Here is a 25,552-nt window from a genome sequence, read left to right on the forward strand (position 1 = left end):
CCACCTCCCAGGTTTAGGGAGGATAGCAGATGCCTAAAGGCTATAAGGCCATGGTGGCCGAGGCGATGGCTGAGATCGTCACGCTTACGCCGCAGCAAGCGGCCGCGAAGCTGAACGACCCGGAAGTCGTGTTTGTCGACATTCGCGATCCGCGCGAGCTGGAACGCGACGGCATGATCCCGAATGCGCTGCATGCTACTCGCGGCATGCTGGAATTCTGGATCGATCCGGAAAGCCCCTATCACCGCAAGGTGTTCAGCGAAGACAAGGAGTTCATCTTTTATTGCGCAGGCGCGCTGCGTTCGGCGCTCGCGACCAAGACAGCGCAGGATATGGGCCTGAAGAAGGTTGCGCATATCGAGGGCGGCTTTGGCGAATGGAAGAAGGCCGGCCTGCCGGTCGCTGCGTGGCAGCCGAAAGTCCCTAAAGCAGAGGGCGAAAAGAAATGAGCGGGCCATTGTCCGGCCTCAAGGTCATCGAAATGCCGGCCATCGGCCCGGTGCCATTCTGCGGCATGCTGCTGGCCGACCTTGGCGCCGATGTGTTGCGTATCGACCGCACGGGCGATGCCGATCTGGGGCTTCCGGTGGAAACGAAGTACGAGCTCGCAGGCCGCGGCAAACGCTCGCTGGCGCTGGATCTGAAAGATCCCAAGGCCATTGAATTGATGCTTCAGCTTGTTGAGAAGGCGGATGTCATCCTGGAAGGTTTCCGACCTGGCGTGATGGAGCGCCTGGGCCTGGGGCCGGACGTGGCCTGTCAGCGCAATCCGAAACTCGTTTATGGCCGGATGACCGGCTGGGGCCAGGATGGTCCGCTGAGCCACGCCGCCGGGCATGACATCAATTACATCGCGCTGACCGGTGCACTGCATGCCATTGGGCATAAGGACGGCAAGCCGGTGCCGCCGCTTAATCTGGTCGGCGATTTCGGCGGCGGTTCGTTGTATCTCGCCATGGGCGTGCTGGCGGCCTTGTTCGAGCGTCAGCAATCCGGCAGAGGGCAGGTGGTCGATGCCGCCATGGTCGACGGCGCAGCATCGCTGATGACCATGTTCTACGGCATGAAGGCGGCCGGCATCTGGACGGATCAGCATGGCGTCAACATCCTCGATAGCGGTGCTCCCTGGTACGACACATATGAATGCAAGGACGGCAAGTTCGTCTCGATCGGGTCCATCGAAGGCAAATTCTATGCCGAGCTCATCAAGGTTCTGGGACTCGATCCTGTAACGCTGCCCAAGCAGCATGACCGCAAGAATTGGGAAAGCCTGCGGGCAGCCTTCGCTGCTGTCTTCAAAACCAGGACGAGAGATGAATGGTGCGCGTTGATGGAAGGCAGCGATATCTGCTTTGCGCCTGTGCTCTCGCTTGAGGAAGCGCCCGGGCACCCGCATATGGCAGCGCGGCGAAACTTCGTCGAACGCGATGGTGTGGTGCAGCCCGCACCGGCGCCGCGCTTTTCGCGCACGCCCGGCGCCATCCGCTCGAAGCCCGCAGCGCGCGGCGAGGGTGGCGAGGATGCCCTGCGCGACTGGGGCGTGATGAACAAGGGGGCAATGCGTGCCGCGTCTGGTGAATAAGGCCGCTCTGTCATCCTGACTGATCGCAGCGTTCACGGTGGCAGTGCTGCCGCTCGATAGACGCCAGATTAAGAAGCTTCGGATAAAGACAGGTTCCCCAGAAAAGAGGAGAAAGTCATGGATTTCGGTATCAGTGGACGCAATGCACTGGTTTGCGCCGCCAGCAAGGGGTTGGGCTTCGGCTGCGCATTGGCCTTGGCCAAGGAGGGGGTCAACGTCACCATCACGGCGCGTAACAAGGATGTGCTGGAAGAAGCAGCGCAGAAGATCCGCGCCGCGGCGCCGGGCGTGACCGTGAAGACGGTCGCCGGCGACATCACCACCGAGGAAGGGCGTCAGCAGGCACTGGCTGCGGCAGGCACTATCGACATCCTGGTGACCAATGCCGGCGGCCCGCCGCCAGGCGATTTCCGCGACTGGGATCGCGATGCCTGGATCAAGGCCGTTGACGCCAACATGATCACGCCGATCCTGCTGACCAAGGCGGTGGTCGACGGCATGGCGCAGCGCAAGTTCGGCCGCATCGTCAATATCACCTCGAACTCGGTGAAGGCGCCAATTCCGCATCTTGGATTGTCGAATGGCGCACGTGCCGGTTTGACCGGCTTCATCAGCGGCGTGGCGCGTCAGGTGGCCAAGGATGGTGTGACGATCAACAACCTGCTGCCGGGCCGTTTCCTGACCGATCGGCTGAAGATCACCATCGGCGCGCAGACCAAGAAAAGCGGGGCTGAGCTGGAAGCCGAGATTGAGAAGCAGGCGGCCACTATTCCCGCTGGCCGCTTCGGCACCGCCGAGGAGTTTGGTCAGGTCTGCGCTTTCCTCTGCTCGGTTCCTGCGGCCTATCTCACGGCGCAGAACATTCTGCTGGACGGCGGCAGCTATCCGGGGACGTTCTAAGCCGCTGCCAAATTTCTGTCATTGAGTGAGAAGGAGGCTTTCGCCTCCTTTTCATTATCCCCTCACGCCGTCTTCATCGAAGCATCCAACGGATGCTGTACCCGGAAGCCGAGCTGCAGTCGGTTCCAGGTATTGATCGCCGATCAGCAAAGTGAGGTTGACCAGTTCGGCATCGCTGAACTGAGCCTTCGCCAGATCGTGATCGGCATCCGGCGCTCCGGTCTGTGCCAGCGGGGTCAGCGCTTCCGTCCAGGCAAGGGCCGCGCGCTCGCAGTCGCTGTATAGCGGGCTCTCGCGCCAGGCGTTCAGCATGTATAGCCGCATTTCGCTTGCGCCCTGCTTGCGTGCATCGGTGGCATGCATATGGATGCAGAAGGCGCATCCATTGATCTGCGATGCACGCAGCTTCACAAGATGCCGGAGGCTTTCCTCCAGGCCGCTTTTGGCCAGGGCGTTTTCCAGCGCCATCATCGCCTTGATGGGTTCCGGGGCGAGCTTGATATGGTCTTTCAATCGGGGGGCATGGCTTCTCCAGTGGGTGTTATTTTGGCCTTCACGGATCCATGACGGTTCACAGGGCGGGTTTGTGTCGCACCGCCCAGCCCCGTTCCGGCGGTTGCCGTCAGGGAAGGGCGGGATGACAGTTTTGAGACCGAGAGGCATGGGTATGCGAGGCCGTTGTGTACCCCTTCGGCGGGCGTTACACTCCATCGCTTTCCAGTGCTTTGGACCCTGGTCCGGAAGGAGCATATGAGCTGGGAAGCCGAGATCGCCGAACTCCGGCGCCGTGAGGAACTCGCTCGCCGCATGGGCGGAGCGGAGAAGGTCAAACGCCAGCATGACGGTGGCAAGCTGACGGTGCGCGAACGCATCGACCGTCTGCTCGATGCTGGCACTTTTCATGAGATCGGCGCCATCGCCGGACGCGGCCAGTACGACGCCAACGGCGATCTGGTCGATTTCAGCCCCACCAATTTCGTTTTCGGCCGTGGTCGGATCAACGGCCGGCCGGTCGTAGTCGGTGGCGATGACTTCACCGTCCGCGGCGGAGCGGCCGATGCCTCGATCTGGCAGAAACAGGTTCATGCCGAACAGATGGCGCGCGAGCTGCGTATTCCCATGATTCGGCTGGTCGATGGCACGGGCGGCGGCGGTTCGGTGAAGTCCCTGGATATGGACGGCCGCACCTATGTTCCCATGATGCCGGGCTGGGATCATGTGGTGGCGAATCTCAGCACGGTTCCGGTGGTGTCGCTGGCGCTTGGCTCTGTGGCGGGATTAGGCGCAGCGCGCGCTGTCAGCAGCCATCTTTGCGTGATGGTCGAAGGCATCTCGCAGATGTTCATCGCCGGTCCGCCGGTAGTAGCCCGCACCGGCGTGCAGATGACCAAGGAGGAACTGGGCGGCGCCGAAATCCATATGCGTGCGGGTGCGGCCGATCTGTCCGTGGCGACGGAGGATGAGGCGTTTGAGGCGGCGCGGCGCTTCCTGTCCTATCTGCCGCAATCGGTCTACGACTTGCCGCCGCGCGTCACGCCGCAGGATGACGTCAATCGGCGCGAAGAGAAGCTTCTTTCCATCGTGCCGCGCGACCGGCGGCGTGTCTACAAGATGCGTGACATCCTCGACATGACGTTGGATGCCGGCAGCTTCTTCGAGATCGGCCGCCTGTATGGCCGCTCGGTGATCACCGGACTGGCGCGGCTGGATGGCTGGCCCGTCGCGGTGCTGGCCAGCGATCCCTATCATTATGGCGGCGGCTGGACGGCGGATTCCTCGCACAAGATCACGCGCTTCGTCGACCTGGCCGAGACCTTTCATCTGCCGGTCGTGCATTTCGTCGATATTCCCGGTTTCCTGATTGGACCGGAGGCCGAACAGGCCGGCACCATCCGGCATGGCGCGCGGGCGCTAGCGGCGGTGTATCAGGCGACTGTGCCCTGGTGCTCGATCATCGTACGCAAGGCTTTCGGCGTCGCCGGTGCCGGGCATTCCAATCACGCACGGCTGCACTATCGTTATGCTTGGCCCTCGGGCGACTGGGGGAGCCTGCCGCTTGAGGGCGGCATCGAGGCAGCTTACCGCGCCGAACTGGAGAAAGCCGACGATCCAGCCGCTCTGCTCAAGCAGATCGAGGACCGCCTGAACAAGGTGCGCTCGCCATTCCGAACGGCCGAGGCCTTCCTGGTGGAAGAGATCATCGATCCGCGCGACACACGCCCGCTGCTTTGCGAATTTGCCAATCTGGCCGCGCCACTGCGGCGGCCGGGTGTTCCAACCTTCGGGTACAGACCATGACAACTACCACCGATATCCCGAACATTCCCAACGAGAAGAAAGCGGCGCCAAAGCCGATCATTCTCACGTCGCATCCCAGCAAGGTGGAAGGGGCCAAGCCGCTGCCCATTGAATGGGGCATGGCGGATCCGATCCTGCGCGGCCCGGTGGTGGCGACGCTGAAAAACCCTGGCGGCAAGAATGCTATCGGCACGCATTCCGGCGCCTATTCGCTTTATCGTGCGCTGGCGATTGCTGCAGGGCAGCTCAAGGCCGAGCACAAGCCCGACCTGACCAATACGACGCCGGCCGAACCCATCGGGCCTTTCCCGCAATGGGCCGATCCCGAGAAGATCGTCTCGCTCGATCCCTGGGGCCATATGACGGCCGAGGTCTTCGCCGAGCAGATCGCGGCGGGTTGGGACATCCGCCCCACCATCGCGGTTACCAAGGCGCATATCAACATGCCGGAGCTGCAGCAGGCGGTACAGGCCGGCCGCCTGAAGCCAGACGGCAATATCCTGGCCGCCAATGGCGATGTGAAGGTTACCAAGATTGCCGTCGAGCCGGTCTGGTGGCTGCCGGGCGTCGCCAAGCGGTTCAAGATCAGCGAGACCGAATTACGCCGCGGCTTGTTCGAGCAGACCGGCGGCATGTTCCCGGAACTGGTTACGCGCCCCGACCTGAAGGTCTTCCTGCCGCCCATCGGTGGCATGACGATCTATCTGTTCGGCGACCCGCGCAAGCTGGGCCAGACCGAAACCAAGATCGCCTGCCGGGTTCATGACGAGTGCAACGGCTCAGATGTCTTTGGTTCGGATATCTGCACCTGCCGCCCCTATCTGGCGCATGGCATCGAGGTTTGCATCGAGCAGGCGCAGCAGGGCGGGGTGGGCGTCATCGTCTATAACCGCAAGGAGGGCCGCGCGCTGGGCGAAGTCACCAAGTTCCTCGTCTACAACGCGCGCAAGCGGCAGGAAGGCGGCGACCGCGCCGAGGCCTATTTCCAGCGCACCGAATGCGTAGCTGGCGTTCAGGACATGCGCTTCCAGGAGTTGATGCCGGATGTGCTGCATTGGCTTGGCATCAGCCGCATCGACCGTCTGGTATCGATGAGCAACATGAAGTTCCAGCCCATCGTCGATAGCGGTATCCAGGTGGTCGAGCGGGTGCCGATTCCGGACGAATTAATTCCGGCCGATGCCAAGGTGGAGATGGACGCCAAGAAGGCAGCCGGTTACTACACCGAGAAAGTGCCTGACGCTGAAGAGTTGAAGAAGGCCAAGGGCCGCGGTCTCGAGGAGTAACAAACTTGGGTAATCTGAATGATCCGGCGCAGGCGGTAGCCTGGCTGCGTTCGCCGGAAGCAATTCGCGCGCGTTGTCATGAACTGCTGGCGCTCGGCGAGCGAGATGCTCTGCCGAATTTCCACGTCCATTTCGACGCCATGCCGGCGGCGGCGGACTATGTCGCAAAGGTGATCCGGGAGAACTATCCGACCCTGGAGATTCCCTATCACGCGCGGTGGCGTCACTTCGCCGCTGGCGGCATTGATCGCTGGGGCAAGCTGGCTGCTGAATTGAAGGATGTCGATCAGGACGAAATCGCCCGCATCCGCTTCGATCTCTGCGTTACCAGCGTGTTGCTGGATGCTGGCGCAGGTCCGGACTGGAAATACGCCGAGGCCGAAACGGGGCAGACGATCGCACGTTCGGAAGGTCTGGCTGTCGCCAGCCTGCATGCCTTCCGCAGTGGGCTTTTCTCAGGCGACAGGGCGCAGCCTTTGCGCGCTGATGCGGCCGGACTTTGTCCGATCCCGCCTAACGCCATCGAAAAGGCGTTCCAGGTGACCGAGAAGAATCCGCTGGTCGGCGTCGAAGGCCGCGCCGCCCTGATGCGTAATCTCGGCGCTGCCCTGAAGGCGCGGCCGGATCTGTTCGGCCGCGATGCCCGCATCGGCGGCCTCTATGACTACCTGAGGCGCCAGGCGCAAGACGGCAAGCTGCCGGCGCGTACCATCCTGTCGGCTGTGCTGGATGGTTTCGGGCCGATCTGGCCTTCGCGTATGACCATGGATGGCGTCAATCTGGGCGACGTCTGGCGGCACCGGGGCATCGTCAGCGGCGACCTGACCTCTGGCTTGGTGCCATTCCATAAACTATCGCAATGGCTGACCTACTCGCTGGTCGAGATATTCGAGGATGCAGGCATTGCAATCACCGGCCTCGATGACCTCACCGGCCTGCCCGAATATCGCAATGGCGGGCTGTTCCTCGATCTGGGGGTGCTCAGTCTGCGCCATGAGGCTTTGGGGCAGTTCGCCCTTCCGGTGGAAGACGAGGCAGTGGTGGAGTGGCGGGCATTGACGCTGGCGCTGCTGGATCGTATCGCCGATCGGGTGCGCGAGCGCCTGGGCAAGACCAAAGCCGAAATGCCGCTGGCGCGCATTCTGGAAGGCGGTACCTGGGCGGCAGGCCGCAAGATCGCCCGCGAGAAGCGTCCCGATGGCGGGCCGCCCTTGCGAGTGGTCAGCGACGGCACGGTTTTCTGATATCAGTAGCGGGGGACATTAATCCATGAACGCCTTTCCGAACGTCACGGTTGTCAGCCACCCTCTGGTGCAGCACAAGCTGACACTGCTCCGCCGCAAGGAGGTATCGACGGCTGAATTCCGCCGCCTCGTCCGCGAACTGAGCCTGCTGCTGGCCTATGAGGTTACCCGCGACCTGCCGCTGGAAAAGACCGATATCGAAACCCCGCTGGAGCCGATGAAGGCGCCGCTGCTTTCGGGCAAGAAGCTGTGCTTCGTGTCCATCCTGCGCGCCGGCAACGGCATCCTGGACGGCATGCTCGATCTGGTCCCCTCGGCCCGCGTCGGTCATATCGGCCTTTATCGCGATCCCGAAACCCTGGTGCCGGTCGAGTATTACCTGAAGCTGCCCGACGATATCCGGGAGCGCTTAGTGATCGTCGTCGATCCGATGCTGGCGACTGGCCATTCCGCCGCGGCGGCCGTGCAGCGGATCAAGGAGGCGGGGGCAACCCAGATCAAGTTCGTCTGCCTGCTGACGGTCCCGGAGGGGCTGCGGGTGATGTACGACAATCATCCCGACGTGCCGGTCTTCACCTGCGCCGTGGACCGCCAGCTGGATGATCATGGCTATATCCGCCCTGGTCTGGGTGATGCCGGCGACCGGATCTACGGCACCAAATGATGGCTGAAATAAAGCCTTTCGTATCCGTCATCACAGCGTAACAAAGCGGCCTGGGGCATATTCGGCGCAATCCGAAAAAGTTTCCCTTGGAGCCATGTCATGGCCGCTCTTTTCCTTCGACGCGCTTTGCGCGTAACGCTTACGCTTGCTACCGCCGCCATCGCGGGCGTCGCCGCCCATAGCTGGGCGGCTTCTGACACCTTCGATCAGTCGGGCGATATCCAGCCGGTGGCTGCCTCCGTGGCGCCGCCGCGCATCGTCGGCCAGGAATCACGGCTCGGCCGCCCGGTGGCTCTGGGCAGCCGGATCGCCAGTGGACCGGGCTCGGGTCTGAAATTCACGCTGAACGACCGCTCGACGGTGATCATCGGCCCGAATAGTGCAATCAGCGTCGACGAGTTTGCCGCTGACCGGGTCGTGCTGCGGCTCGAGCGCGGCAGCTTCTATGTCGACTCCGCCAACCCCGGTAGCCTGTATCTCGTCCTGCCGACCGGGACGGTGACAGTAAAGGCTTCCACCGTGGCGGGCCGGATTGGCCCGAACGGGACCGAGATCGCTCTTCTTAGCGTCGGCCGCGCCGAGGTGATGGGCTTCGGCGGCTATGGCGTTCGCCTCGACCAGCCCGGCGAGGCGACTCGCATCATCGGCCTGGGTGCGCCGACCCAGCCGTCGCTGCTCTCGCCGCAGCGACTGCAGGACTATGTCGGCCTGGCGGGGCAGGTTGCGCTGCTGCAGCACTGACCTCGTCCGGACCGCCCTAGGCGAGTCGCGCGCTCCGGGGGCGTCCGCGAGCGCGGTGACCTGCAGAGGAGTCCTAAAAGCGGGTGTTCCCGTGCTTCTGCCAGACTGTCGACACTTTTCGGCTGACTGATAGAAAAGCCGCATGAAATGCGGCTTTTTTTGCATCTTGAACTTCCGGGGTGGCGGGGGGCGTGACCCCCGGGACACGGTAGCTGCAAAAAAAATCGTCAGGGGGGCGATTTCCTATTGCAATAGGGGGGGGATGCTGTAAATACGGCCCCATTGACGCACCCGCACGTGCCGATGGCCCCTGGCAGGTTATGCAACGACGAACGCGTCTCTTTTGGTGGCACAGCTAAACGGTTGTGCCGGTTCAGAGCCGGTCCGAGAGGGAGGTTTCGATGCTTGCTGCAGCCAAGGACGGCCGCACGACGAACCGTCTTCGACGTGAACAGTCGAAGCGAGTAGAGCTGGGTCAGATCACCCCCAAGATGCAGAAGTTCCTCGCCGAGGCGAAGGATCGTGATCCGTTCCTCGTCGTCGACGTGGACGTGGTGGAGCACAACTACCTCGAACTGCGGCGCTTGCTGCCGCTGGCGCGGATTTTCTACGCCACCAAGGCCAACCCGGCTGCCGAGATCGTGCGCCGGCTGGTCAAGCTCGGCTCCAGCTTCGACGTCGCCTCTCCGGGCGAGATCGAGCTCTGCCTGAAGGAGGGCGTGACCCCGGACCGCATCTCCTACGGTTCGACCATCAAGAAGAAGAGCGACATCGCCTGGGCCTATGAGCGCGGCGTGCGGCTTTATGCCTTCGATTCGATTGCCGAACTGGAAAAGCTGGCGGCTGCCGCTCCGGGTGCGCAGGTTTTTTGCCGGGTGCTGATGGAGTGCGATGGCGCCGAATGGCCGCTGTCGAAGAAATTCGGCTGCTCGCCCCGCATGGCGGCTGACCTGCTGGTCAAGGCGCGCGATCTCGGCCTCGACCCGTATGGCATCTCCTTCCATGTCGGCTCGCAGCAGACCGATCTGAAGCAGTGGGACAAGGCGGTCGCTCAGGTGGCCCAGATGTTCACCATCCTGCAGGAATCGGATGTGGACCTGCGGATGATCAATCTCGGCGGCGGTTTCCCGGCGCGCTATCGCTCGGACGTGCCCGCGCTGGAGGCCTATGCCGAAGCGATCAGTCAGGCGATGACCAAGCATTTCGGCAACAATTTGCCGGAAATGATCATCGAGCCGGGCCGTGGCCTCGTGGGCGATGCCGGTGTGATCCAGGCCGAGGTGGTGCTGATCTCGAAGAAGGACTACGACGACGACCGTCGTTGGGTCTATCTCGACATCGGCAAGTTCTCGGGTCTGGCCGAGACGATGGATGAGGCGATCAAGTACCGCATCATCACGCCGCATGACGGCGGGCCGACCGGTCCGGTTTCTATCGCCGGCCCGACCTGCGACAGCGTCGATACTCTGTACGAGAAGGCGGATTACCAGATGCCGCTGGATCTCGAAGTGGGCGACAAGATCCTGATCCTGTCCGCCGGAGCGTACACGACGACCTATTCGTCGGTGGGCTTCAATGGCTTCCCGCCGTTGAAGAGCTACTGCATCTGATAGGTCGGCGGGTTCCGAGCGGGTTACAAAGGCCGGCGGCGCAAGCTGCCGGCCTTTTTGTTGGTACTCCATACTACTGGAATGAGGATCCAAGCTTCGGCAAACCTAGCACTGGTTAGTCCGATCAGCTTGATCTGGAGCAGCCATTTACGGGTTTTCTGTTGCGGGCTGGCAGCGCCTATGTGACAACTTCTGCGCCCATAAAAACGCGTAAAACGAGAAAACAGGTGAAGAATGGGAGGCAGGCAACAGATGCTGGGGGGCCATCGGCTGCGACGCTATCGGTCGCGGTCTGCTGCACCCCAAGCCACCCCATCATTTTTCCAGTCGGACATCGCAGCGGCACGATGAGAGGGACGCTTTGAGCAATCCGCCTTTTGGCGAGGACCGCTTTCTGGCTGCGCTCGGCCGTCATCGCGACGTGCTGGAGGACGTCGCGCCAGCCGCGCAGCATCCAAGCGCGCTGCTGTCTGAGGCACTGGAGACGATAGGCGAGGGGCTGGCCGTCTGGGACGCCGATACCACCCTCGTGCATTTCAATGGCCGGCTTTCCGAATTATTCGGTTTGGCCGCTGGCGATATCCGGCAAGGGCTGTCTGCCAGGGATTTCCTGCGCCTGCTGATCGAGCGTGGCGCCCTGACAATCCGTGCGGAAGAGGCTACGGCTTGGATCGACGCCTATATCGACGCGTCGACAAAGGCCGACCGCAAGCAAGAAGTGCGGTTGACCGATGGCACCTGGCTGAATTTCGACTGGCGGCGTCTGCCTACTGGTGGATACGTCTCCGTCTTTACCGACATTACGCTTCGCAAACGGGCGCAAATCCGTCTCCGGCAGGCAGAAGCCAAATACCGCCAGATATTCGACAATGTTCACGAGGGCATCATCCAGGAGACGCCCGAGGGGCGGGTGCTGGCGGTCAATCGCGCCGGTGCTGCCATCTTTGGCTTCCATTCGCCAGAAGAGATGCTGGCTACGGTCTTCAATGCCGCCGAGCAGCTCTACGTGAATCCCGAGCGCCGCGATGAATTGCTCAAGCAGCTTGAGCGGCATGGCGTGGTGCGGGACTTCCGCTCCGAGATGCTGCGGCGCGACGGTTCCAGGATCTGGGTTTCCAAAACCCTGCGCCGGGTGACCGACGACCGCGGCAACGCGGTGATGATCGAGGGCATGTTCCGTGATATCAGCGCGCAGCGCCGGGCAGAACAGCAGCTCATGATGGCGAAAGAGCAGGCTGAGGCGGCCAGCCGGGCGAAATCCGATTTCCTTGCGAATATGAGCCATGAGCTGCGCACGCCGCTCAACGCCATTCTCGGTTTTTCCCAAGTGCTGCTCGATGAGATGATGGGCCCGCTTGGCAGTGAGAAATATCGCGAGTACAGCCGCGACATCGTGGCCAGCGGCGAGCATTTGCTCGCCTTGATTAACGATATCCTCGACATGGCCAAGGTCGAATCCGGCATGATGAGCCTGGACGAGGAATGGATCGACCTGAACGAAAGCCTCGATGCCGCCTTGCTGCTGGTGCGCGAACGGGCCACGGCCCATCGCATCGCGCTGCGCAAGCAGATGCCGACGCCGGCGCCGACCATCTGGGCCGATGCCCGGCGGCTGCGGCAGATCTGGATCAATCTGCTCAGCAACGCGGTGAAATTCACCCCGCAGGGCGGCGCCGTGGAAATCCGCTGCGATATTCTTCCGGATGGCGGCATAGAAGTGGTTGTCGCCGATACGGGTATCGGCATACCGGAAGAAGACATCGAACGCGTGCAGCAGCCTTTCAATCAGGTGGCCAGCGCCCTGTCGCGCAGCCATGAGGGGAGCGGGTTGGGATTGTCGCTATCCCGCAGCCTGATCGAACTGCATGGTGGTGAGCTTCATCTTGCAAGCCAGGTTGGCATCGGCACGACGGTCACGGTCAGCCTGCCTGCGGAGCGCTGCCGTCCCGGCGCGTTAGCCGGTATGCAGGACCAGCTTGCCGACCGCCCCGCGATCAGCCATGAGGCGCAAGGCTTGAGCGGCGTCCGCGAGGCGGTAGATGCCACCCAGCCGGGGCCGTCCCTCGCCGCTGACTAGCCACTCATTCAAGGCTGACTGGAGTTGCCGCGCCGTCAGGGGATCGCGGCGTGTTTGCTCGCCAGCGCGGACACCGATGAGTTCCGCTTCCCTAAGCAGCAGGCGATTGGCGGGAAGTTTGGGGTGCCGCCCCGCGGCAAAGCCAATCACCAGATATCGGCTGCCCGCGGCAATGCCTCGCCAAGTCGCATCAAATAAGTCGCCGCCTACCGGATCGAAGACGATATTGACGCCTTGTCCGCCAGTGACGGTACGGACTTGATCGATCCAATCGTATTCGGCTGGATCGACGCAGATGGCGGCACCTGCCGCGACCGCCGCTTCGCGCTTCGCCGGCGATGAAGCGACAGCGATGACGCGGGCTCCCAGCCGGCTTCCCAGCGTCACTGCCGCCAAGCCTGTACCACCGCCAGCGCCAAGCACCAGCAGACTTTCGCCGGCTCGAAGACGGCCCCGTGCCACCAGTGCCACCCAGGCCGTTGCGGCCGCGACAGGGAAGGCTGCTGCTTCCTCGTAGGACCAGTCTGCCGGCTTGCGCAGCAGGCCCTCGGCGCGGGCGACCGCCTCCTCGGCATAGCAGCTTCCGCCGCGGAGAATGACGGCATCGCCGATCTGCCAGCCGGAAGTCTCGGGCCCGATCTCAATGACATCGCCAGCCGCTTCAAATCCCGGCACGAAGGGCAAGGACGGCTTATGCTGGTACTCGCCCGCGATTTGCAGAAGATCCGGGAAATTGACGCCGGCGGCGCGCAGCCGGATGCGCACTTCCCCGGGCTTCAGCGCCGGGCGCGGCAAATCCGCGAGGGTCAGCAGTTCGGGAGAGCCGAGCTGCTGACAGAGAATGGCACGGTAGGTGGTCATATCGTCGCCCTGATCAGCCCTCGGTAGTCCCTATAGATGCAGGCCAAAAACACCCCATTCGGCATTGCCCCCTAGGGCGGGGTCCGCTACTTTCCGCGCGGTTTTTGGGCTCCGGTTCGCAGACAGCGCAGGACGGAACATGAAGGTTAAGGGCGTACCCTACCGCACCATCTGGGTCAACGACGACGGCTGGTCGATCGGCATCATCGATCAGACCAAGCTGCCGCATGCTTTCGTCACCACCAGTCTGAAGACCTGGGAAGAAGCGGCCCATGCGATCAAGGCGATGATCGTGCGCGGCGCGCCGTTGATCGGCGCCACCGGCGCCTATGGCCTCGCTCTGGCAATGCGCGTCGATCCGTCCGATGCAATGCTGGAAAAGGCCTATCAGGTCATCAACGAGACGCGCCCGACTGCGATCAACCTGAAATGGGCGCTGGACCGGGTTCGCAATGCGTTGCACAACCGTCCGCCGGCCGAGCGCGCCGCCATCTCCTACAAGATTGCCGCTGAAATTTGTGAGGAAGATGTCGCTACCTGTTCGGCCATCGGCGACCACGGCTTGACCTTGATCGAGGAAGCATATGAAAAAACCGGACGCAAGCGTGCGGTGAACGTGCTCACCCATTGCAATGCTGGCTGGCTTGGATGCGTCGATTGGGGCACGGCGATCGCGCCGATCTACAAGGCGCACGACAAGGGCATTCCCGTGCATGTCTGGGTCGACGAGACGCGGCCGCGTAACCAGGGCGCTTCGCTCACCGCCTGGGAGCTGAACAGCCATGGCGTGCCTCATACCGTGATCGTCGACAATGCCGGTGGTCATCTGATGCAGCATGGCAAGGTCGATCTCTGCATCGTCGGCACTGACCGCACCACCCGCGACGGCGATGTCTGCAACAAGATCGGTACCTATCTGAAGGCGCTCGCGGCCAAGGACAACAATGTGCCTTTCTATGTGGCGCTGCCCCATTCCACCATCGACTGGACCATCCGCGACGGCGTGAAGGAAATCCCGATTGAGGAACGCGCCCAGGAAGAGGTCATCGTAATGAGCGGCCGTACCGCCACGGGCGAGGTGGTCCCCGTCACCATCACGCCGGAAGGCAGCAAGGCCGCCAATTATGGCTTCGACGTTACGCCGGCACGTCTGGTCACCGGGCTCGTCACCGAGCGCGGCATCTGCGCCGCCTCGGAAGAAGGTCTCATTAAGCTTTATCCCGAATTCGCCAAGTAGGAATTTGCCGACATGAAGAATCTTTGGTCCGACCGCGACGCCAAGGCCGCCATCGCCCATTACGCCAAGCAGGGTGTCAACGAGGATCTGGCGCTGCGCACCTACACCACGCGTCTGCTCGGGGGCGTGCCGGCTCTGGTGCAGCATGGCGGCGGTAATACCTCGGTGAAGACCGTGATGAAGGACCTGCTCGGCAAGCCGGTCGACGTGCTCTGCGTGAAGGGCTCGGGCTGGGACATGGCGGTGATCGAGCCGCCGGGCCTGCCGGCGGTGCGCCTGCACCCGCTGCAGGAACTGATCAAGCTCAAGCAGCTTTCCGACGAAGAGATGGTCAACGTCCAGCGCATCAATCTGCTGGATGCTTCTTCACCAAATCCTTCGGTCGAGACGCTGTTCCACGCCTTCCTGCCGCATAAGTTCATCGACCACACGCATGCCAATGCAATCCTGGCGATCAGCAATCAGCCGAATGGCCGTGCCATCTGCGAGAAGCTGTTCGGCAAGAAGGTGATCATCCTCGACTATATGTTCTCCGGCTTTGTTCTGGCGAAGAAGGCCGCTGAAGCCTATGCCAGACAGCCCGATGCGGAAGGCCTGGTTCTGCTCAAGCACGGCATCTTCACTTGGGGCGACAATGCCAAGCAGGCCTATGATCGGATGATCAAGTTCGTCTCCATGGCGGAGAAGCGTCTGGCCGAAGGCAAGAAGAGGATCGTCCAGGCCAGGCTGCCGAAGAAGGTTGCTCCGCTGAAAGACGTGCTGCCGATCCTGCGCGGCCTGCTTGCGGTGTCCACCGATCAGGACGGCGGCTTCAAGCGCTGGATTTTCGATGTTCGTGGCGGCGAGCAGAATCTCGCCTTCGTGAATGGTAAAGAGGTGGCGCGCTACAGTCAGCAGGGCACGGCGACGCCGGAGCATGTCATTCGCATCAAGCCCTGGCCGCTGGTTCTGCCGGCGCCGGAAGCCGGCAAGCTGGATGAGTTCACCGCTGCCGCCAAGACGGCGATTGCCAAGTTCGCCGAGAAATACACGGCCTATTTCAACCGCCAGAATGCCAAGGCCGAGCAGAAGAAGATCATGCTCGACGTCCTGCCGCGCGTGCTGCTGATCCCGGGCCATGGCCTTGTCGCCGTGGGCAAGTCGCGCAAGGAGGCGAGCGTCGCTGCCGATCAGGCCGAGACGATGGTGGAGGTGATCACCAAGGCCGAAAGCATCGGCCGGTTCGAAAGCATCTCCGAACGCGACATGTTCGATATCGAATACTGGTCGCTGGAACAGGCCAAGCTCGGCAAGGGCGCCGAGAAGCCGCTGGCGCGTCAGGTCGCGGTGATTACCGGCGGTGCGGGTGCTATCGGAGCGGCGACGGCCAAGGCTTTCGCCGCTGAGGGCGCGGAGGTGGCCGTGCTTGATCTTGATGGCGTCAAGGCCGCCGAAGTGGCCAAGAAGCTGGGGGGCATCGGGATTGCCTGCGATGTCACCAAGCCGGATGCCGTCAAAGCGGCCTTCGCGAAGATCGTGCAGCATTTCGGTGGCGTCGATATCGTCGTTTCCAATGCCGGCAATGCCTGGGGCGGCAAGATCGGCGAGGTTTCGGACGAACTGCTGCGCAAATCTTTCGAGCTGAATTTCTTCAGCCATCAGTACGTCGCGCAGACCGCTGTGCAGATCATGCTCAAGCAGAAAACCGGCGGTTGCCTCTTGTTCAATGCTTCCAAGCAGGCGGTCAATCCCGGCCCGGATTTTGGCCCCTATGGTTTGCCGAAGGCTGCAACGCTGTTCCTATCGCGCCAGTACGCGCTGGATTACGGCGATCAGGGTATCCGCTCGTCGGCGGTCAACGCCGACCGTATCCGCTCGGGCTTGCTCACCGACGAGATGGTGGCCAAGCGTTCCAAGGCGCGTGGCGTCTCCGAGAAGGAGTATATGGCTGGCAATCTGCTCAAGCGTGAGGTGAAGGCCGAAGACGTGGCGCAGGCTTTCGTGCAGCTTGCCATGGCGCAGAAAACGACCGCTGCCGTGGCCACCGTGGATGGCGGCAATATCGCGGCAGCGCTGCGGTAAGTTCGAAGTCTGTCGTTCTTTGCTGTCGTCATCCCCGGGCTCGGCCCGGGGATGACGTTCAATTACGGCATCTGCAATCCCCGCACGAGCACCGATACCGTATCGGCGCCGGCATGGCGGTCCTTGGAGATTTCCGCGTATTCCGGATCGTGCATGAAGCGCTCGGCTTCGGCCTGATCGGGGAAGCTCATGATCACCACCTTGTCGCGGTCCCAGTCGCCCTCCAGACGCAGCGGCTTTTCGTCTGCTGCGAGCACCTGGCCCTTGAAGCGCTTGAACACGCCAAAGAACTTCGCCTGATAGCGGTTGTAGGCGTCGCGGTCTTTGAATTTCAGCTGGGCGATGATGTAGACGGCCATGGCATCAGATCTCCAGCCGGGCCACGACCTGGCCTTCCTTTACGGCATCGCCCTCGGCGACGGTCAGCGCGGACAGCTTCCCCGATTTGGGTGCCTCGACCGGGATTTCCATCTTCATCGATTCCAGGATCATCACCAGATCGCCGCTGTTCACTGCCGCGCCGGCCTCGGCTTCGATCTTCCACACCTTTCCTGTGACTTCTGCTTTAATGTCGATAACGGGCATGCTTCCTCCTCGATTCACCATCTTTCTAGCTGGAAGCCTTTGCGCCGTCTGCATAAAATGCGACGGCACAAGGGGTGGTAAATGGCTTGCCGCAGCGTTGTCTTGAACTTGGCCTCTGCGATTGCCGTAACGGCAATCCTTGGAGGATGTCAGACCTATAATGGCCTGCGGCGGGACCTGGGCGTTGACCCGGTCGATCCGCAGCGTGCTACTGCCGGCGCTCCGCAAATGGCCTCTGCGGCGCCGACGCTGGCATCATCCAGCATGCCGCTGCGGGCAGGCGATGTTTCCCAGGCAAGCTGGGCGGCGCAGCGCGCTGCCAGCTACACCAGCCAGTCCAACACAACGCCAGTCGATTACACGCCGTCGGTTAAAAAGGTCGAAGAGGAGGCGAAGCCTGCTGAAGACCAGCCGGCCAGCAGTCAGCCGGCCAGCAGTCAGCCGGCCAATGTCAAACCGGCCGTTCTGAAACCCTCCGGCCAGCCGATCCCGATCAAACCCGGCGCCGCCATGCCGCATCCGAGTTCGGCCTCGGCGTCAGTCGCGGCTTCATCCGCTTCGCCCAAGAGCACGCCTGCCCTGGCTGCTTCTCCCGCAACGCCGTCTGCGTCCGCTATGCCTGCCGGCTACAAGCCTTCCGTTGCGGCCCCGGCCGTGCCGGTTGCGAAGGCGACAGCCGCAGCGGCGGATAAACCTGTATCCGCGAGCGCCGGGCCCTGGCGCGCGCATCTTGCCTCGCACCGCACTGAAGGTGCGGCGATCAACGAATGGCAGGAATTGCTCAAGCGCGATCCCAATCTTTATGGCCAGTTCGATCCCAGAATCGAATGGGTCGACTTGAAGGATCGCGGCTCGTTTGCGAGGCTGATGATCGGCGGCTGGGCCGACCGCAAGGAAGCCGATGCTGCTTGCGCCAGGATCCGCGGCCCGCAGCGCTACTGCGCGGCGGTGAAGGAATAGGGCAGCGTCACCTTCACAATCACAGCAAAAAGGCCGGGTTTTCACCCGGCCTTTTGAATTTCATTGGCTGATGCCGATCAGGCGGCAGCTTCCGCGGCCCGCTGCGCCTTCTTGCGCTCGTTCGGATCCAGCAGCTTCTTGCGGATGCGGATGGACTTCGGCGTGACTTCGACCAGCTCGTCGTCACCGATATAGCTGATCGCCTGTTCCAGCGTCATCTTGCGGGGCGGGGTCAGCTTCACAGCTTCATCCTTGCCGGCGGCGCGGATATTGGTGAGCTGCTTCGCCTTCATCGGGTTCACTTCGAGGTCGTTGTCGCGGCTATGCTCACCGATGATCATGCCCTCGTAGACCGGCGTGCCCGGATCAACGAACAGTACGCCGCGCTCCTCGATGTACCACAGCGCGTAGGCGACGGTTTCGCCGGTGCCGTTGGCGATCAGCACGCCGTTGCGGCGGCCGGGGATCGGGCCGCGATGCGGGCCATAGCCATGGAACAGCTTGTTCATGATGCCGGTACCGCGGGTATCGGTGAGGAACTCGCCGTGATAGCCGATCAGGCCGCGTGACGGCGCCAGGAAGGTGATGCGGGTCTTGCCGCCGCCCGAGGGACGCATGTCGCGCAGCTCGGCCTTGCGCAGGCTCATCTTCTCAACCACCACGCCGGTGTAGGCGTCGTCCACGTCGACATGGACTTCTTCGATCGGCTCCAGCAGTTGGCCGTTCTCGTCCTTCTGGAAGATCACGCGCGGACGGCTGATGGAAAGTTCGAAGCCTTCGCGGCGCATGGTCTCTACCAGCACGCCAAGCTGCAGCTCGCCGCGGCCGGAAACCTGGAAGGCATCCTTCTCGTCGGTCTCGGTGACGCGGATCGCGACATTGCCCTCGGCCTCGCGCAGCAGGCGCTCGCGGATCACGCGGCTCTGCACCTTGCTGCCTTCCTTGCCGGCAAACGGCGAGTTGTTGACCGAGAAGGTCATGGCCAGGGTCGGTGGATCGATCGGATTGGCCGGCACGGCCTCGGTGACGGACGGATCGCAGATCGTGTCGGCGACGGTGGTGGTGGTCAGGCCGGCAATGGCGATGATGTCACCTGCCTGCGCTTCCTCCACCGGCACGCGCTCGATGCCACGGAAGGACAGCAGCTTGGTGGCGCGGCCCGCTTCGATTTCCTTGTCGCCGCGCAGGGCATGGATCGGCGCATTCACCTTGATCTTGCCCGAGTAGATGCGGCCGGTGAGGATACGGCCCAGGAAGTTGTCGGCCTCCAAAGTCGTGACCAGCATCTTAAACGGCGCGTTGACGTCCACCTTCGGCGGCGGCACATGGCGCACGATCAGGTCGAAGAGGGGCGACAGGTCCTTGCGCGGTCCTTCCAGGCTGTCATCGGCCCAGCCGGAACGGCCCGAGGCGAACATCACCGGGAAGTCGAGCTGCTCTTCCGTGGCATCCAGGGCGGCGAACAGGTCGAAGACCTCTGAATGGACCTCGATGGGCCGGGCATCCTGACGGTCGACCTTGTTGATGACGACGATGGGGCGCATGCCAAGGCCTAGGGCCTTGGTCAGCACGAACTTGGTCTGCGGCAGCGGGCCCTCGGCAGCATCGACCAGCAGGACGACGCCATCGACCATGTTCAGGATGCGCTCGACTTCACCGCCGAAATCGGCATGGCCGGGGGTGTCGACGATGTTGACCCGGGTACCGCGCCATTCCACCGAAGTGCACTTGGCCAGGATGGTGATGCCGCGCTCGCGCTCCAGATCGTTGGAGTCCATCACGCGCTCGGCCACCTGCTGGTTTTCGCGGAATGAACCGGACTGGCGCAGCAAGGCATCGACCAGGGTTGTCTTGCCATGGTCGACGTGGGCGATGATGGCGATGTTGCGGATATCCATGCGCTTACACAAAAAGGCCCGGTCGTCCGATGGACAGGCGGCCAGGCGCGATTCCTCTGGGTTTGGCTTGAAAGCTGCGGCGTATATACGGCGGGGCAGGGCCGGTTACAAGTGAAGATTTGCTGCGCTGCGGCAGCACATCCAGAAATTAACCATTTCAGAGGCTTAACCTATCAGCCCGGGAGGGGCGCGACTGCCAACCTGGTTGAATACGGCGGTACTCAAACCTGCCTAACTAGCCATAATGAAATCACAAATCCTATCCCCTTGGCGAAGGCAGAATGGCCTTCCGAGCTACAGGTGGAAATCTAGGAACCCTTATCGTTCATTTTGTCTGCACCTGCGGTCTTGCTCGCAGTTTTTGTTCCATGCGGGTGTGCCAGTGACGTATCGGCGCCCCCGGCGAGAAACAGCTAATGGAGGGACAAAGTGGGTGGGCAGATATCCATACTGCTGGTTGATCAGAGCCGATTATTTCGAGAAGGCCTGAAACGCATATTTCAGGACAGCGTTTTTCAAGTCAGCCACGAGGCAGCGGCCTTGTCGGAAGCGTTGGACAAGCTGAAATCCTCGCCCGACACCAACATTCTGCTGACTGAACTCCCCGTCGGCAATGCCGCATCCCCCTCGGACGTCATTGGGGCGATCCGCGATACGGCGCCAAACACCCGCATCGTCGTCCTGACGAACGATAACGACGGCGTGTCCCTGATGCGGGCGCTGGACGCCGGTGTCGATGGCTATCTGCTGAAGAGCATGTCGGCGGACGCTCTGAAGCAATCCCTCCATCTCGTCATGCTAGGCGAGAAGGTTTTTCCGACCGATCTGGCCCGTTGCCTGGTGAATGGCGCGCAGGTCCCGTCCGGCAGCAGCGGAACAGGCCGGCGGACGGCTTCCGGCCGCGGCCTGTCCGAGCGTGAGATGCAGATCCTGAATTGCCTGCTGGGTGGGGATTCCAACAAGATGATCGCCAACCGGCTGCAGATATCGGAAGGCACAGTGAAGGTCCATCTGAAGGGAATCTTGAAGAAGATCAACGTGCAGAACCGAACTCAGGCCGCGATCTGGGCGCTCAATAATGGGATGGCGCAGACTGCCCAGCATTCCGGCCTCAAGGCCTGAGAGGATTTAGCCCCAGCGGTTCGTGTAGCTGCCTGCGGGCAGCTTAAGCGCCCGGGTATGTGCGCGATGTTCAGGCCGAGCCTAGGCGTGCAGCCCAGACGGCGGCGAGGCCGGACAGCGCCCGGTTTCGCGCCCGTCTGGGATGGGGACAAGGAGGGAGAGGGGATCCCTACACCCGGAGATCGGCCATGGTACCTTCGGTCTTGCCGGTTTCGACCTTCATCTTCTCTTCGATGGCCTGGCGGATCTCCTCCTCGATGGCCTTGCGCTTCTCGGCGTCCAGCTCGGCCAGCCTCTCTTCGGTGAGGCCTTTGTCTTCCAATATCTGAGCGCGGATGCGCTCGGCGACCGACATGCGAGCGTAGTCGAGGAACTCGTCCTGGACGCTCTTCCTGCCCTCAATTTCCTCGGTCGGGAGACCGCTGGCCGCGCTGCTGGACGAGGGGCTAAAGCTGGGCAAAAGGACGCCGAGGCCACCAATTCCGGAAATCGACATGAGCTTCTCCTTCACAATTCACAACCAGGAGAAGCAATCCGCATGCCAAGAATTTTGGTTAATTCCAGGCTGAAAATCAAAGAAAAATCAGTAATTAAATGATTAATCTTACCTTTTAATTTACCTTAAGTTCGGCAATTCCCGCCGGGGCGGGCAAGTTGAACCTAGGTGTGCCCGCATAAAATATGATGACAATCATCATATTTTATGGTCAACTCATCGGCATGAGATCGCCCGCAAAAGCCAACCTGCTCCAGACGGAATTACCGCTCGGCCGCCCCCGCCGGCTGCGGGGGATCCGTAAGGGCGAAGCCACCCGCCAGTCCATCCTGCGTCATGCCGCCCGCGCCATCCGCGAGGCCGGTCCTGAGCAGGTCGGGGTGGCCGATGTGATGCGCGCAGCCGGACTTACCCATGGCGGCTTCTATGCTCACTTCCCCTCCAAGGACGCGCTGGTCGCCGGCGCCATCGAAGGCATGTTCGCCGAGGGTGCCGCGCGCTTCGCCGCTGTGACCGGTGCCGCCACCGGCAAGGCGGCCCTCAAGGCCTGGATCCAGAGCTACCTGTCGCCCGACCATCGCGACAACCGGGCGGGCGGCTGTGCGGTTGCCGCCCTGAACACCGAGGCCAGCCGTCTTGAGCCGGTGGCGCGGGCGGCCTTCGAGGCCGGCCTGCGCGGCATTGCCGCCCGGTTTGTCCGCCACCTGTCGCCGCCGCTGCCGCCGGAGGAAGCCGAAGCCGCGGCCTGGTCGCTGATGGCTGAACTCTCCGGCACGCTGGCCCTGGCGCGGGTCATTGCCGATCCAAAGCTATCCAACCGCATCCTGGAGGCGGGCCGCGATGCCGCGATGCGCCGCCTCGACGCGCTGCTGCCCTGAAAGGGAAAAGATGACGGTCCAGAAACCCATCCCGGTGGCTGGCGCTGCTGCTGGCCGCGAGGCGCTTCTGCAAGGTCCGATCCTGCCCACGCTGTTGCGGCTGACCTTGCCCAATACCGTGGCGATGGTGGCTACCGCGCTGGCTGCGATTGCCGAGACGACCTATGTCGGCCGCCTGGGCGTCGAGCCGCTGGCTGCCATGGCGCTGGTCTTTCCCATGGCCATGCTGATGCAGATGATGTCGGCGGGTGCCATGGGCGGCGGCGTTTCCTCGGCGATCAGCCGGGCTCTTGGCGCGGGCGACCTGGCGCGGGCCAACACGCTGGCGATCCATGCCATCATCATCGCTCTGGCGGCCGGGTTGTTTTTCACACTGTTCTTCTTTGCTTTGGGGCCGTCCATCTATCGCCTGCTGGGCGGGCGCGACGGTGCGCTGGAGCAGGCCATCCTCTATTCAAATACCATTTTCGCAGGCATCACCGCCGTCTGGCTGTTCAACACCTTCGCTTCGATCCTGCGTGGGACCGGCAACATGATGGTGCCCTCGGTGCTGGGGTTAATCGTGGCCGGGCTGCAGATCGCCATCGGCGGCACGCTCGGGCTGGGATTAGGGCCGGTACCCAAGCTCGGCATCGTCGGCGTAGCCATTGGCGCGGTCTCGGCTTTCGGGCTTGGCGCGCTGTATCTCTTCCTGCATCTGAATGGCCGCCGCGCCCGGCTTCGCCTGACGTTGCAGGGCTTCACTGCTCAGCGCGCGCTGTTCGTCGATATTCTGAAAGTAGGCGCCATGGCCTGCCTGTCCTCGCTGCAGACCGTGGTGACCATTCTGATCTTCACCGGTCTGGTGGCGCGGTTCGGTACGGCCGCCTTGGCTGGCTATGGCATCGGTGCCCGGCTGGAATTCCTGCTGATCCCGATTGCCTTCTCGGTCGGTGTGGCCAGTGTGCCGATGGTCGGCATGGCGATTGGCGCCAAGGACGTGACGCGCGCGCGCCGTGTCGCCTGGACAGCAGGCAGCCTTTCGGCGGCTGCGCTAGCCGCCATCGGCCTTGTCGTCATTATCTTTCCGGATGCCTGGACCAGCCTGTTCACCAGCGACGTGGCCGTGATCAAGGCCGGGCGGCAATATCTGACCGCCGCCGGTGCCGGCTTTCCTTTCTTCGGCCTCGGCCTGTGCCTTTATTTCGCGTCGCAGGGGGCGGGCAAGCTGCTGGGGCCTGTTCTGGCCGGCACACTGCGTCTGGTCTTGGTCGCGCTGGTTGGATGGTGGCTGACGATGAGCAGCGCCGAAGCCTGGACGCTTTTCGCATTGGCGGGCGGCGCCATGGTGATCTATGGACTGGCGACAGCCGCCGCGGTCTACAGGACGCGTTGGTAAAATGACTGCTGCGCGGCTGTTAAGACATCGGGGGGTGTCTGCCCCGGCGCTGTGTCAGACACTGATTTCGACTGGTGTTGTTCTCCGGTCATCAGCGGGGGGCCGCCAGCTTTGGGAAAGCGCAAGGTAAAGGTCGTGCCGTTATTGACCGCGACAACCAGCGTGGCGCCGATCTGGCGGGCAAACCCCTGGATAAGCTGCAATCCCGAATTCCGGCGGCGTTGTTCAGGCAAGCCGACGCCATCATCGGACACGATTGCGAGCGCGGCGGAATCGTCCTCGGAAAGCAAAACCGTGATGGTTCCGCCGCCATTGGGGAAGGCGTGCTTTACGGCATTGGTCAGCATTTCGAGCAGGATCAGCGCGGCGGGAACCGCCTGACGCGTATCGATTTCGACATGAGCGGTTTCACAGCGCACCGCGATGCCAGTCTCCGGCGGCACGATGCTTGGATTGCTGCACAATGCCCGCAGGAAGCTGCCGAAATCCATCGTGGACGCGCTCTCAGCGCTGTAAAGCAGATTATGCACCTCCGAGATGGCCCAGATCCGCTTTTCGATATCTTGGAAGATTGCGGGCGGCAGACCGGCCTTGCGGGCTTGCAGGCTGATCAGGCTTTGCACGGCCAGAAGATTGTTCCGGATGCGATGGTTCATCTCCTTGAACAGTGAATCCTTCAGCTCGGCGCTGCGCTGTGCCGCAATCAGCGAGACTTGCGTTTCCAGCCGCCGTTGCACCTGACCAACGGCGATATATCCAAGCACTGCCGCAAGGAACAGCACGACAATGTGGGGAATCAGCTCCTCGACGATGGCGGCGTGAATGCTGGCTTCGGAAAATCCGACATTGGCATAGAGCGGCAAATCGGCGATCTGCTTGTAGGCATACAGGCGCTTCACGCCGTCGACGGATGCGGACAGTTGGATGAGGCCTTCGGAGCTGTTTCGGATAGCCTGAAGATATGGACTGTCGGGAGCGATCTTGGTGGGTCCCGCCATGCCAGATTCCGAACCAACAGGCGGCCATCGCGGGTCGCAACCGACGCCACGGCGTGTTCTTCGCGCGCTAGCCTTTGATAGAAGTCTCGGATTGCAGCCACGTCGATGGTACTGACGACGGTCCACCCCTGCCTTTCAGTAGTGCGACGGGCGAACAGCAGGGCGTCAAGGCCGCTGGGGCGCAGGATTTGCCTGTCGATCACCAGGATTTCCGGTTGAGCCGAGAGGACTTGAAAGAAAGGCCGTTCGTTGAAAGACGCGCCGGGAGCCAGGGGCTGACTTGCCGCTACAGGCTTACCGCTATCATCGATAACGGCTATGGTATGCGTCAGGGGAACCGTATTTCGTAGCTCCTCCAGCTCTTCGGCCAAAAGGGCGATGTCGGATGCATCGCTATACCGGCGCAGCAGGATGTCGGCGCGATCCAGGGCGATCTGCTGGCCTTGCACGATGCGCTGGGTGAATTCGCTGGCCAGTTCGGCGTTGCGCCGGGCATGTTCGGCCGCGCGCTGCCATTCCGCTTGCCAGGTTTCGTAGCTCCACAGAAGGGCGAGGACCCCCGGAATCAGCAAAGCTCCGAAGCGAAGCCATTTCAATTGTTTACGAACTCGGGCAACCATGCCTATTCCCCCTGGGTTGCGGCATTACGGGTGCCTGACGCCATTGCGGCAATCTG

The 25,552-nt window shown here is 62.4% G+C and carries 23 protein-coding genes and 1 pseudogene; 16 read left to right on the forward strand and 8 right to left on the reverse strand.

The features are described from left to right. Window positions 1-29: 29 nt before the first annotated feature. The 3 genes from Q0603_RS01380 (at window position 30) to Q0603_RS01390 (ending at window position 2,482) form a co-directional block, all read left to right on the forward strand. Window positions 30-449, forward strand: a complete 420-nt coding sequence (locus Q0603_RS01380; protein WP_298720924.1) for a rhodanese-like domain-containing protein — start codon at window positions 30-32, stop codon at window positions 447-449. Further along, window positions 446-1,582 carry a CaiB/BaiF CoA-transferase family protein gene (locus tag Q0603_RS01385; protein ID WP_298720927.1) on the forward strand — a complete coding sequence of 379 codons (1,137 nt, stop codon included), beginning with the start codon at window positions 446-448 and terminating at the stop codon, window positions 1,580-1,582. The genes Q0603_RS01380 and Q0603_RS01385 overlap by 4 nt, the downstream gene beginning before the upstream one ends. A gap of 117 nt (window positions 1,583-1,699) precedes the next feature. Further along, entirely contained in the window at window positions 1,700-2,482 is a 783-nt protein-coding gene (locus tag Q0603_RS01390) for an SDR family oxidoreductase (protein ID WP_298720930.1), read from the forward strand. A gap of 54 nt (window positions 2,483-2,536) precedes the next feature. Here the strand turns inward: Q0603_RS01390 and Q0603_RS01395 are convergent, their stop codons facing one another. Then, the gene (locus Q0603_RS01395) at window positions 2,537-2,995 is read right to left on the reverse strand and encodes a carboxymuconolactone decarboxylase family protein (RefSeq protein WP_298720932.1); all 459 of its coding nucleotides are present in this window, start codon (window positions 2,993-2,995) and stop codon (window positions 2,537-2,539) included. 237 nt (window positions 2,996-3,232) lie between these two features. Between Q0603_RS01395 and Q0603_RS01400 the strand changes: the two genes are divergently transcribed. From Q0603_RS01400 to Q0603_RS01430, 7 genes and pseudogenes are all read left to right on the forward strand, one after another. After that, the gene (locus tag Q0603_RS01400; protein WP_298720934.1) at window positions 3,233-4,780 is read left to right on the forward strand and encodes a carboxyl transferase domain-containing protein; all 1,548 of its coding nucleotides are present in this window, start codon (window positions 3,233-3,235) and stop codon (window positions 4,778-4,780) included. After that, window positions 4,777-6,066 (forward strand): GTP cyclohydrolase II, encoded by a 1,290-nt coding sequence (locus Q0603_RS01405; protein WP_298720937.1) that lies wholly within the window; start codon window positions 4,777-4,779, stop codon window positions 6,064-6,066. The genes Q0603_RS01400 and Q0603_RS01405 overlap by 4 nt, the downstream gene beginning before the upstream one ends. A 5-nt stretch (window positions 6,067-6,071) precedes the next feature. After that, window positions 6,072-7,310: a URC4/urg3 family protein gene (locus tag Q0603_RS01410; protein WP_298720940.1), complete on the forward strand. Its 1,239-nt coding sequence runs from the start codon at window positions 6,072-6,074 to the stop codon at window positions 7,308-7,310. 25 nt (window positions 7,311-7,335) lie between these two features. Next, a complete protein-coding gene (upp, locus tag Q0603_RS01415; RefSeq protein WP_298720943.1) occupies window positions 7,336-7,974 on the forward strand; it encodes a uracil phosphoribosyltransferase in 639 nt (212 codons plus the stop codon). 99 nt (window positions 7,975-8,073) lie between these two features. Next, complete coding sequence (locus Q0603_RS01420; RefSeq protein WP_298720946.1) at window positions 8,074-8,715, forward strand: FecR family protein; 642 nt, start codon at window positions 8,074-8,076, stop codon at window positions 8,713-8,715. Between the two features lie 479 nt (window positions 8,716-9,194). Beyond that, window positions 9,195-10,325 carry a type III PLP-dependent enzyme gene (locus tag Q0603_RS01425; protein ID WP_298721442.1) on the forward strand — a complete coding sequence of 377 codons (1,131 nt, stop codon included), beginning with the start codon at window positions 9,195-9,197 and terminating at the stop codon, window positions 10,323-10,325. A gap of 421 nt (window positions 10,326-10,746) precedes the next feature. Continuing rightward, window positions 10,747-12,249 (forward strand): annotated as a pseudogene (locus Q0603_RS01430) (ATP-binding protein); the annotation flags it as partial. A 30-nt stretch (window positions 12,250-12,279) separates the two neighbouring features. On the opposite strand, the gene Q0603_RS01435 reads toward Q0603_RS01430, so the two are convergent. Then, window positions 12,280-13,263 carry an NADPH:quinone oxidoreductase family protein gene (locus Q0603_RS01435; protein WP_298720949.1) on the reverse strand — a complete coding sequence of 328 codons (984 nt, stop codon included), beginning with the start codon at window positions 13,261-13,263 and terminating at the stop codon, window positions 12,280-12,282. 139 nt (window positions 13,264-13,402) lie between these two features. On the opposite strand from Q0603_RS01435, the gene mtnA reads away from it, so the two are divergent. Continuing rightward, entirely contained in the window at window positions 13,403-14,500 is a 1,098-nt protein-coding gene (mtnA, locus tag Q0603_RS01440) for an S-methyl-5-thioribose-1-phosphate isomerase (RefSeq protein WP_298720951.1), read from the forward strand. A gap of 12 nt (window positions 14,501-14,512) precedes the next feature. Continuing rightward, the gene (locus Q0603_RS01445; RefSeq protein WP_298720953.1) at window positions 14,513-16,561 is read left to right on the forward strand and encodes a bifunctional aldolase/short-chain dehydrogenase; all 2,049 of its coding nucleotides are present in this window, start codon (window positions 14,513-14,515) and stop codon (window positions 16,559-16,561) included. 62 nt (window positions 16,562-16,623) lie between these two features. Here Q0603_RS01445 and Q0603_RS01450 read toward each other — a convergent pair whose 3' ends face one another. After that, the gene (locus Q0603_RS01450) at window positions 16,624-16,920 is read right to left on the reverse strand and encodes a DUF1330 domain-containing protein (RefSeq protein ID WP_298720955.1); all 297 of its coding nucleotides are present in this window, start codon (window positions 16,918-16,920) and stop codon (window positions 16,624-16,626) included. Window positions 16,921-16,924: 4 nt separating this feature from the next. Next, window positions 16,925-17,146, reverse strand: coding sequence for a biotin/lipoyl-binding carrier protein (locus Q0603_RS01455; protein WP_298720957.1), 222 nt, complete (start codon window positions 17,144-17,146; stop codon window positions 16,925-16,927). A gap of 228 nt (window positions 17,147-17,374) precedes the next feature. Here Q0603_RS01455 and Q0603_RS01460 point away from each other — a divergent pair, with 228 nt between their 5' ends. Continuing rightward, window positions 17,375-18,106, forward strand: a complete 732-nt coding sequence (locus Q0603_RS01460) for an SPOR domain-containing protein (RefSeq protein ID WP_298720959.1) — start codon at window positions 17,375-17,377, stop codon at window positions 18,104-18,106. 77 nt (window positions 18,107-18,183) lie between these two features. Here the strand turns inward: Q0603_RS01460 and typA are convergent, their stop codons facing one another. Continuing rightward, complete coding sequence (gene typA, locus Q0603_RS01465) at window positions 18,184-20,004, reverse strand: translational GTPase TypA (protein WP_298720962.1); 1,821 nt, start codon at window positions 20,002-20,004, stop codon at window positions 18,184-18,186. Window positions 20,005-20,433: 429 nt separating this feature from the next. Between typA and Q0603_RS01470 the strand changes: the two genes are divergently transcribed. Further along, window positions 20,434-21,126: a response regulator transcription factor gene (locus Q0603_RS01470; protein ID WP_298720967.1), complete on the forward strand. Its 693-nt coding sequence runs from the start codon at window positions 20,434-20,436 to the stop codon at window positions 21,124-21,126. A 169-nt stretch (window positions 21,127-21,295) separates the two neighbouring features. On the opposite strand, the gene Q0603_RS01475 is transcribed toward Q0603_RS01470, so the two are convergent. Next, window positions 21,296-21,622: a hypothetical protein gene (locus tag Q0603_RS01475; RefSeq protein WP_298720970.1), complete on the reverse strand. Its 327-nt coding sequence runs from the start codon at window positions 21,620-21,622 to the stop codon at window positions 21,296-21,298. 224 nt (window positions 21,623-21,846) lie between these two features. Between Q0603_RS01475 and Q0603_RS01480 the strand changes: the two genes are divergently transcribed. Together Q0603_RS01480 and Q0603_RS01485 are read left to right on the forward strand one after the other, a co-directional pair. After that, window positions 21,847-22,500, forward strand: coding sequence for a TetR/AcrR family transcriptional regulator (locus Q0603_RS01480; protein ID WP_298720973.1), 654 nt, complete (start codon window positions 21,847-21,849; stop codon window positions 22,498-22,500). Between the two features lie 10 nt (window positions 22,501-22,510). Next, the gene (locus tag Q0603_RS01485) at window positions 22,511-23,878 is read left to right on the forward strand and encodes an MATE family efflux transporter (RefSeq protein ID WP_298720976.1); all 1,368 of its coding nucleotides are present in this window, start codon (window positions 22,511-22,513) and stop codon (window positions 23,876-23,878) included. On the opposite strand, the gene Q0603_RS01490 is transcribed toward Q0603_RS01485, so the two are convergent. Together Q0603_RS01490 and Q0603_RS01495 are read right to left on the reverse strand one after the other, a co-directional pair. Then, window positions 23,860-24,777, reverse strand: coding sequence for a sensor histidine kinase (locus Q0603_RS01490; protein WP_298720978.1), 918 nt, complete (start codon window positions 24,775-24,777; stop codon window positions 23,860-23,862). The two genes, Q0603_RS01485 and Q0603_RS01490, sit on opposite strands and share 19 nt — an antisense overlap. After that, window positions 24,774-25,496, reverse strand: coding sequence for a hypothetical protein (locus tag Q0603_RS01495; RefSeq protein ID WP_298720980.1), 723 nt, complete (start codon window positions 25,494-25,496; stop codon window positions 24,774-24,776). The genes Q0603_RS01490 and Q0603_RS01495 overlap by 4 nt, the downstream gene beginning before the upstream one ends. Between the last annotated feature and the right edge of the window lie 56 nt (window positions 25,497-25,552).

Origin of the sequence: uncultured Ferrovibrio sp. (genome assembly GCF_937960835.1) — a bacterium.
GTDB lineage: Bacteria > Pseudomonadota > Alphaproteobacteria > Ferrovibrionales > Ferrovibrionaceae > Ferrovibrio.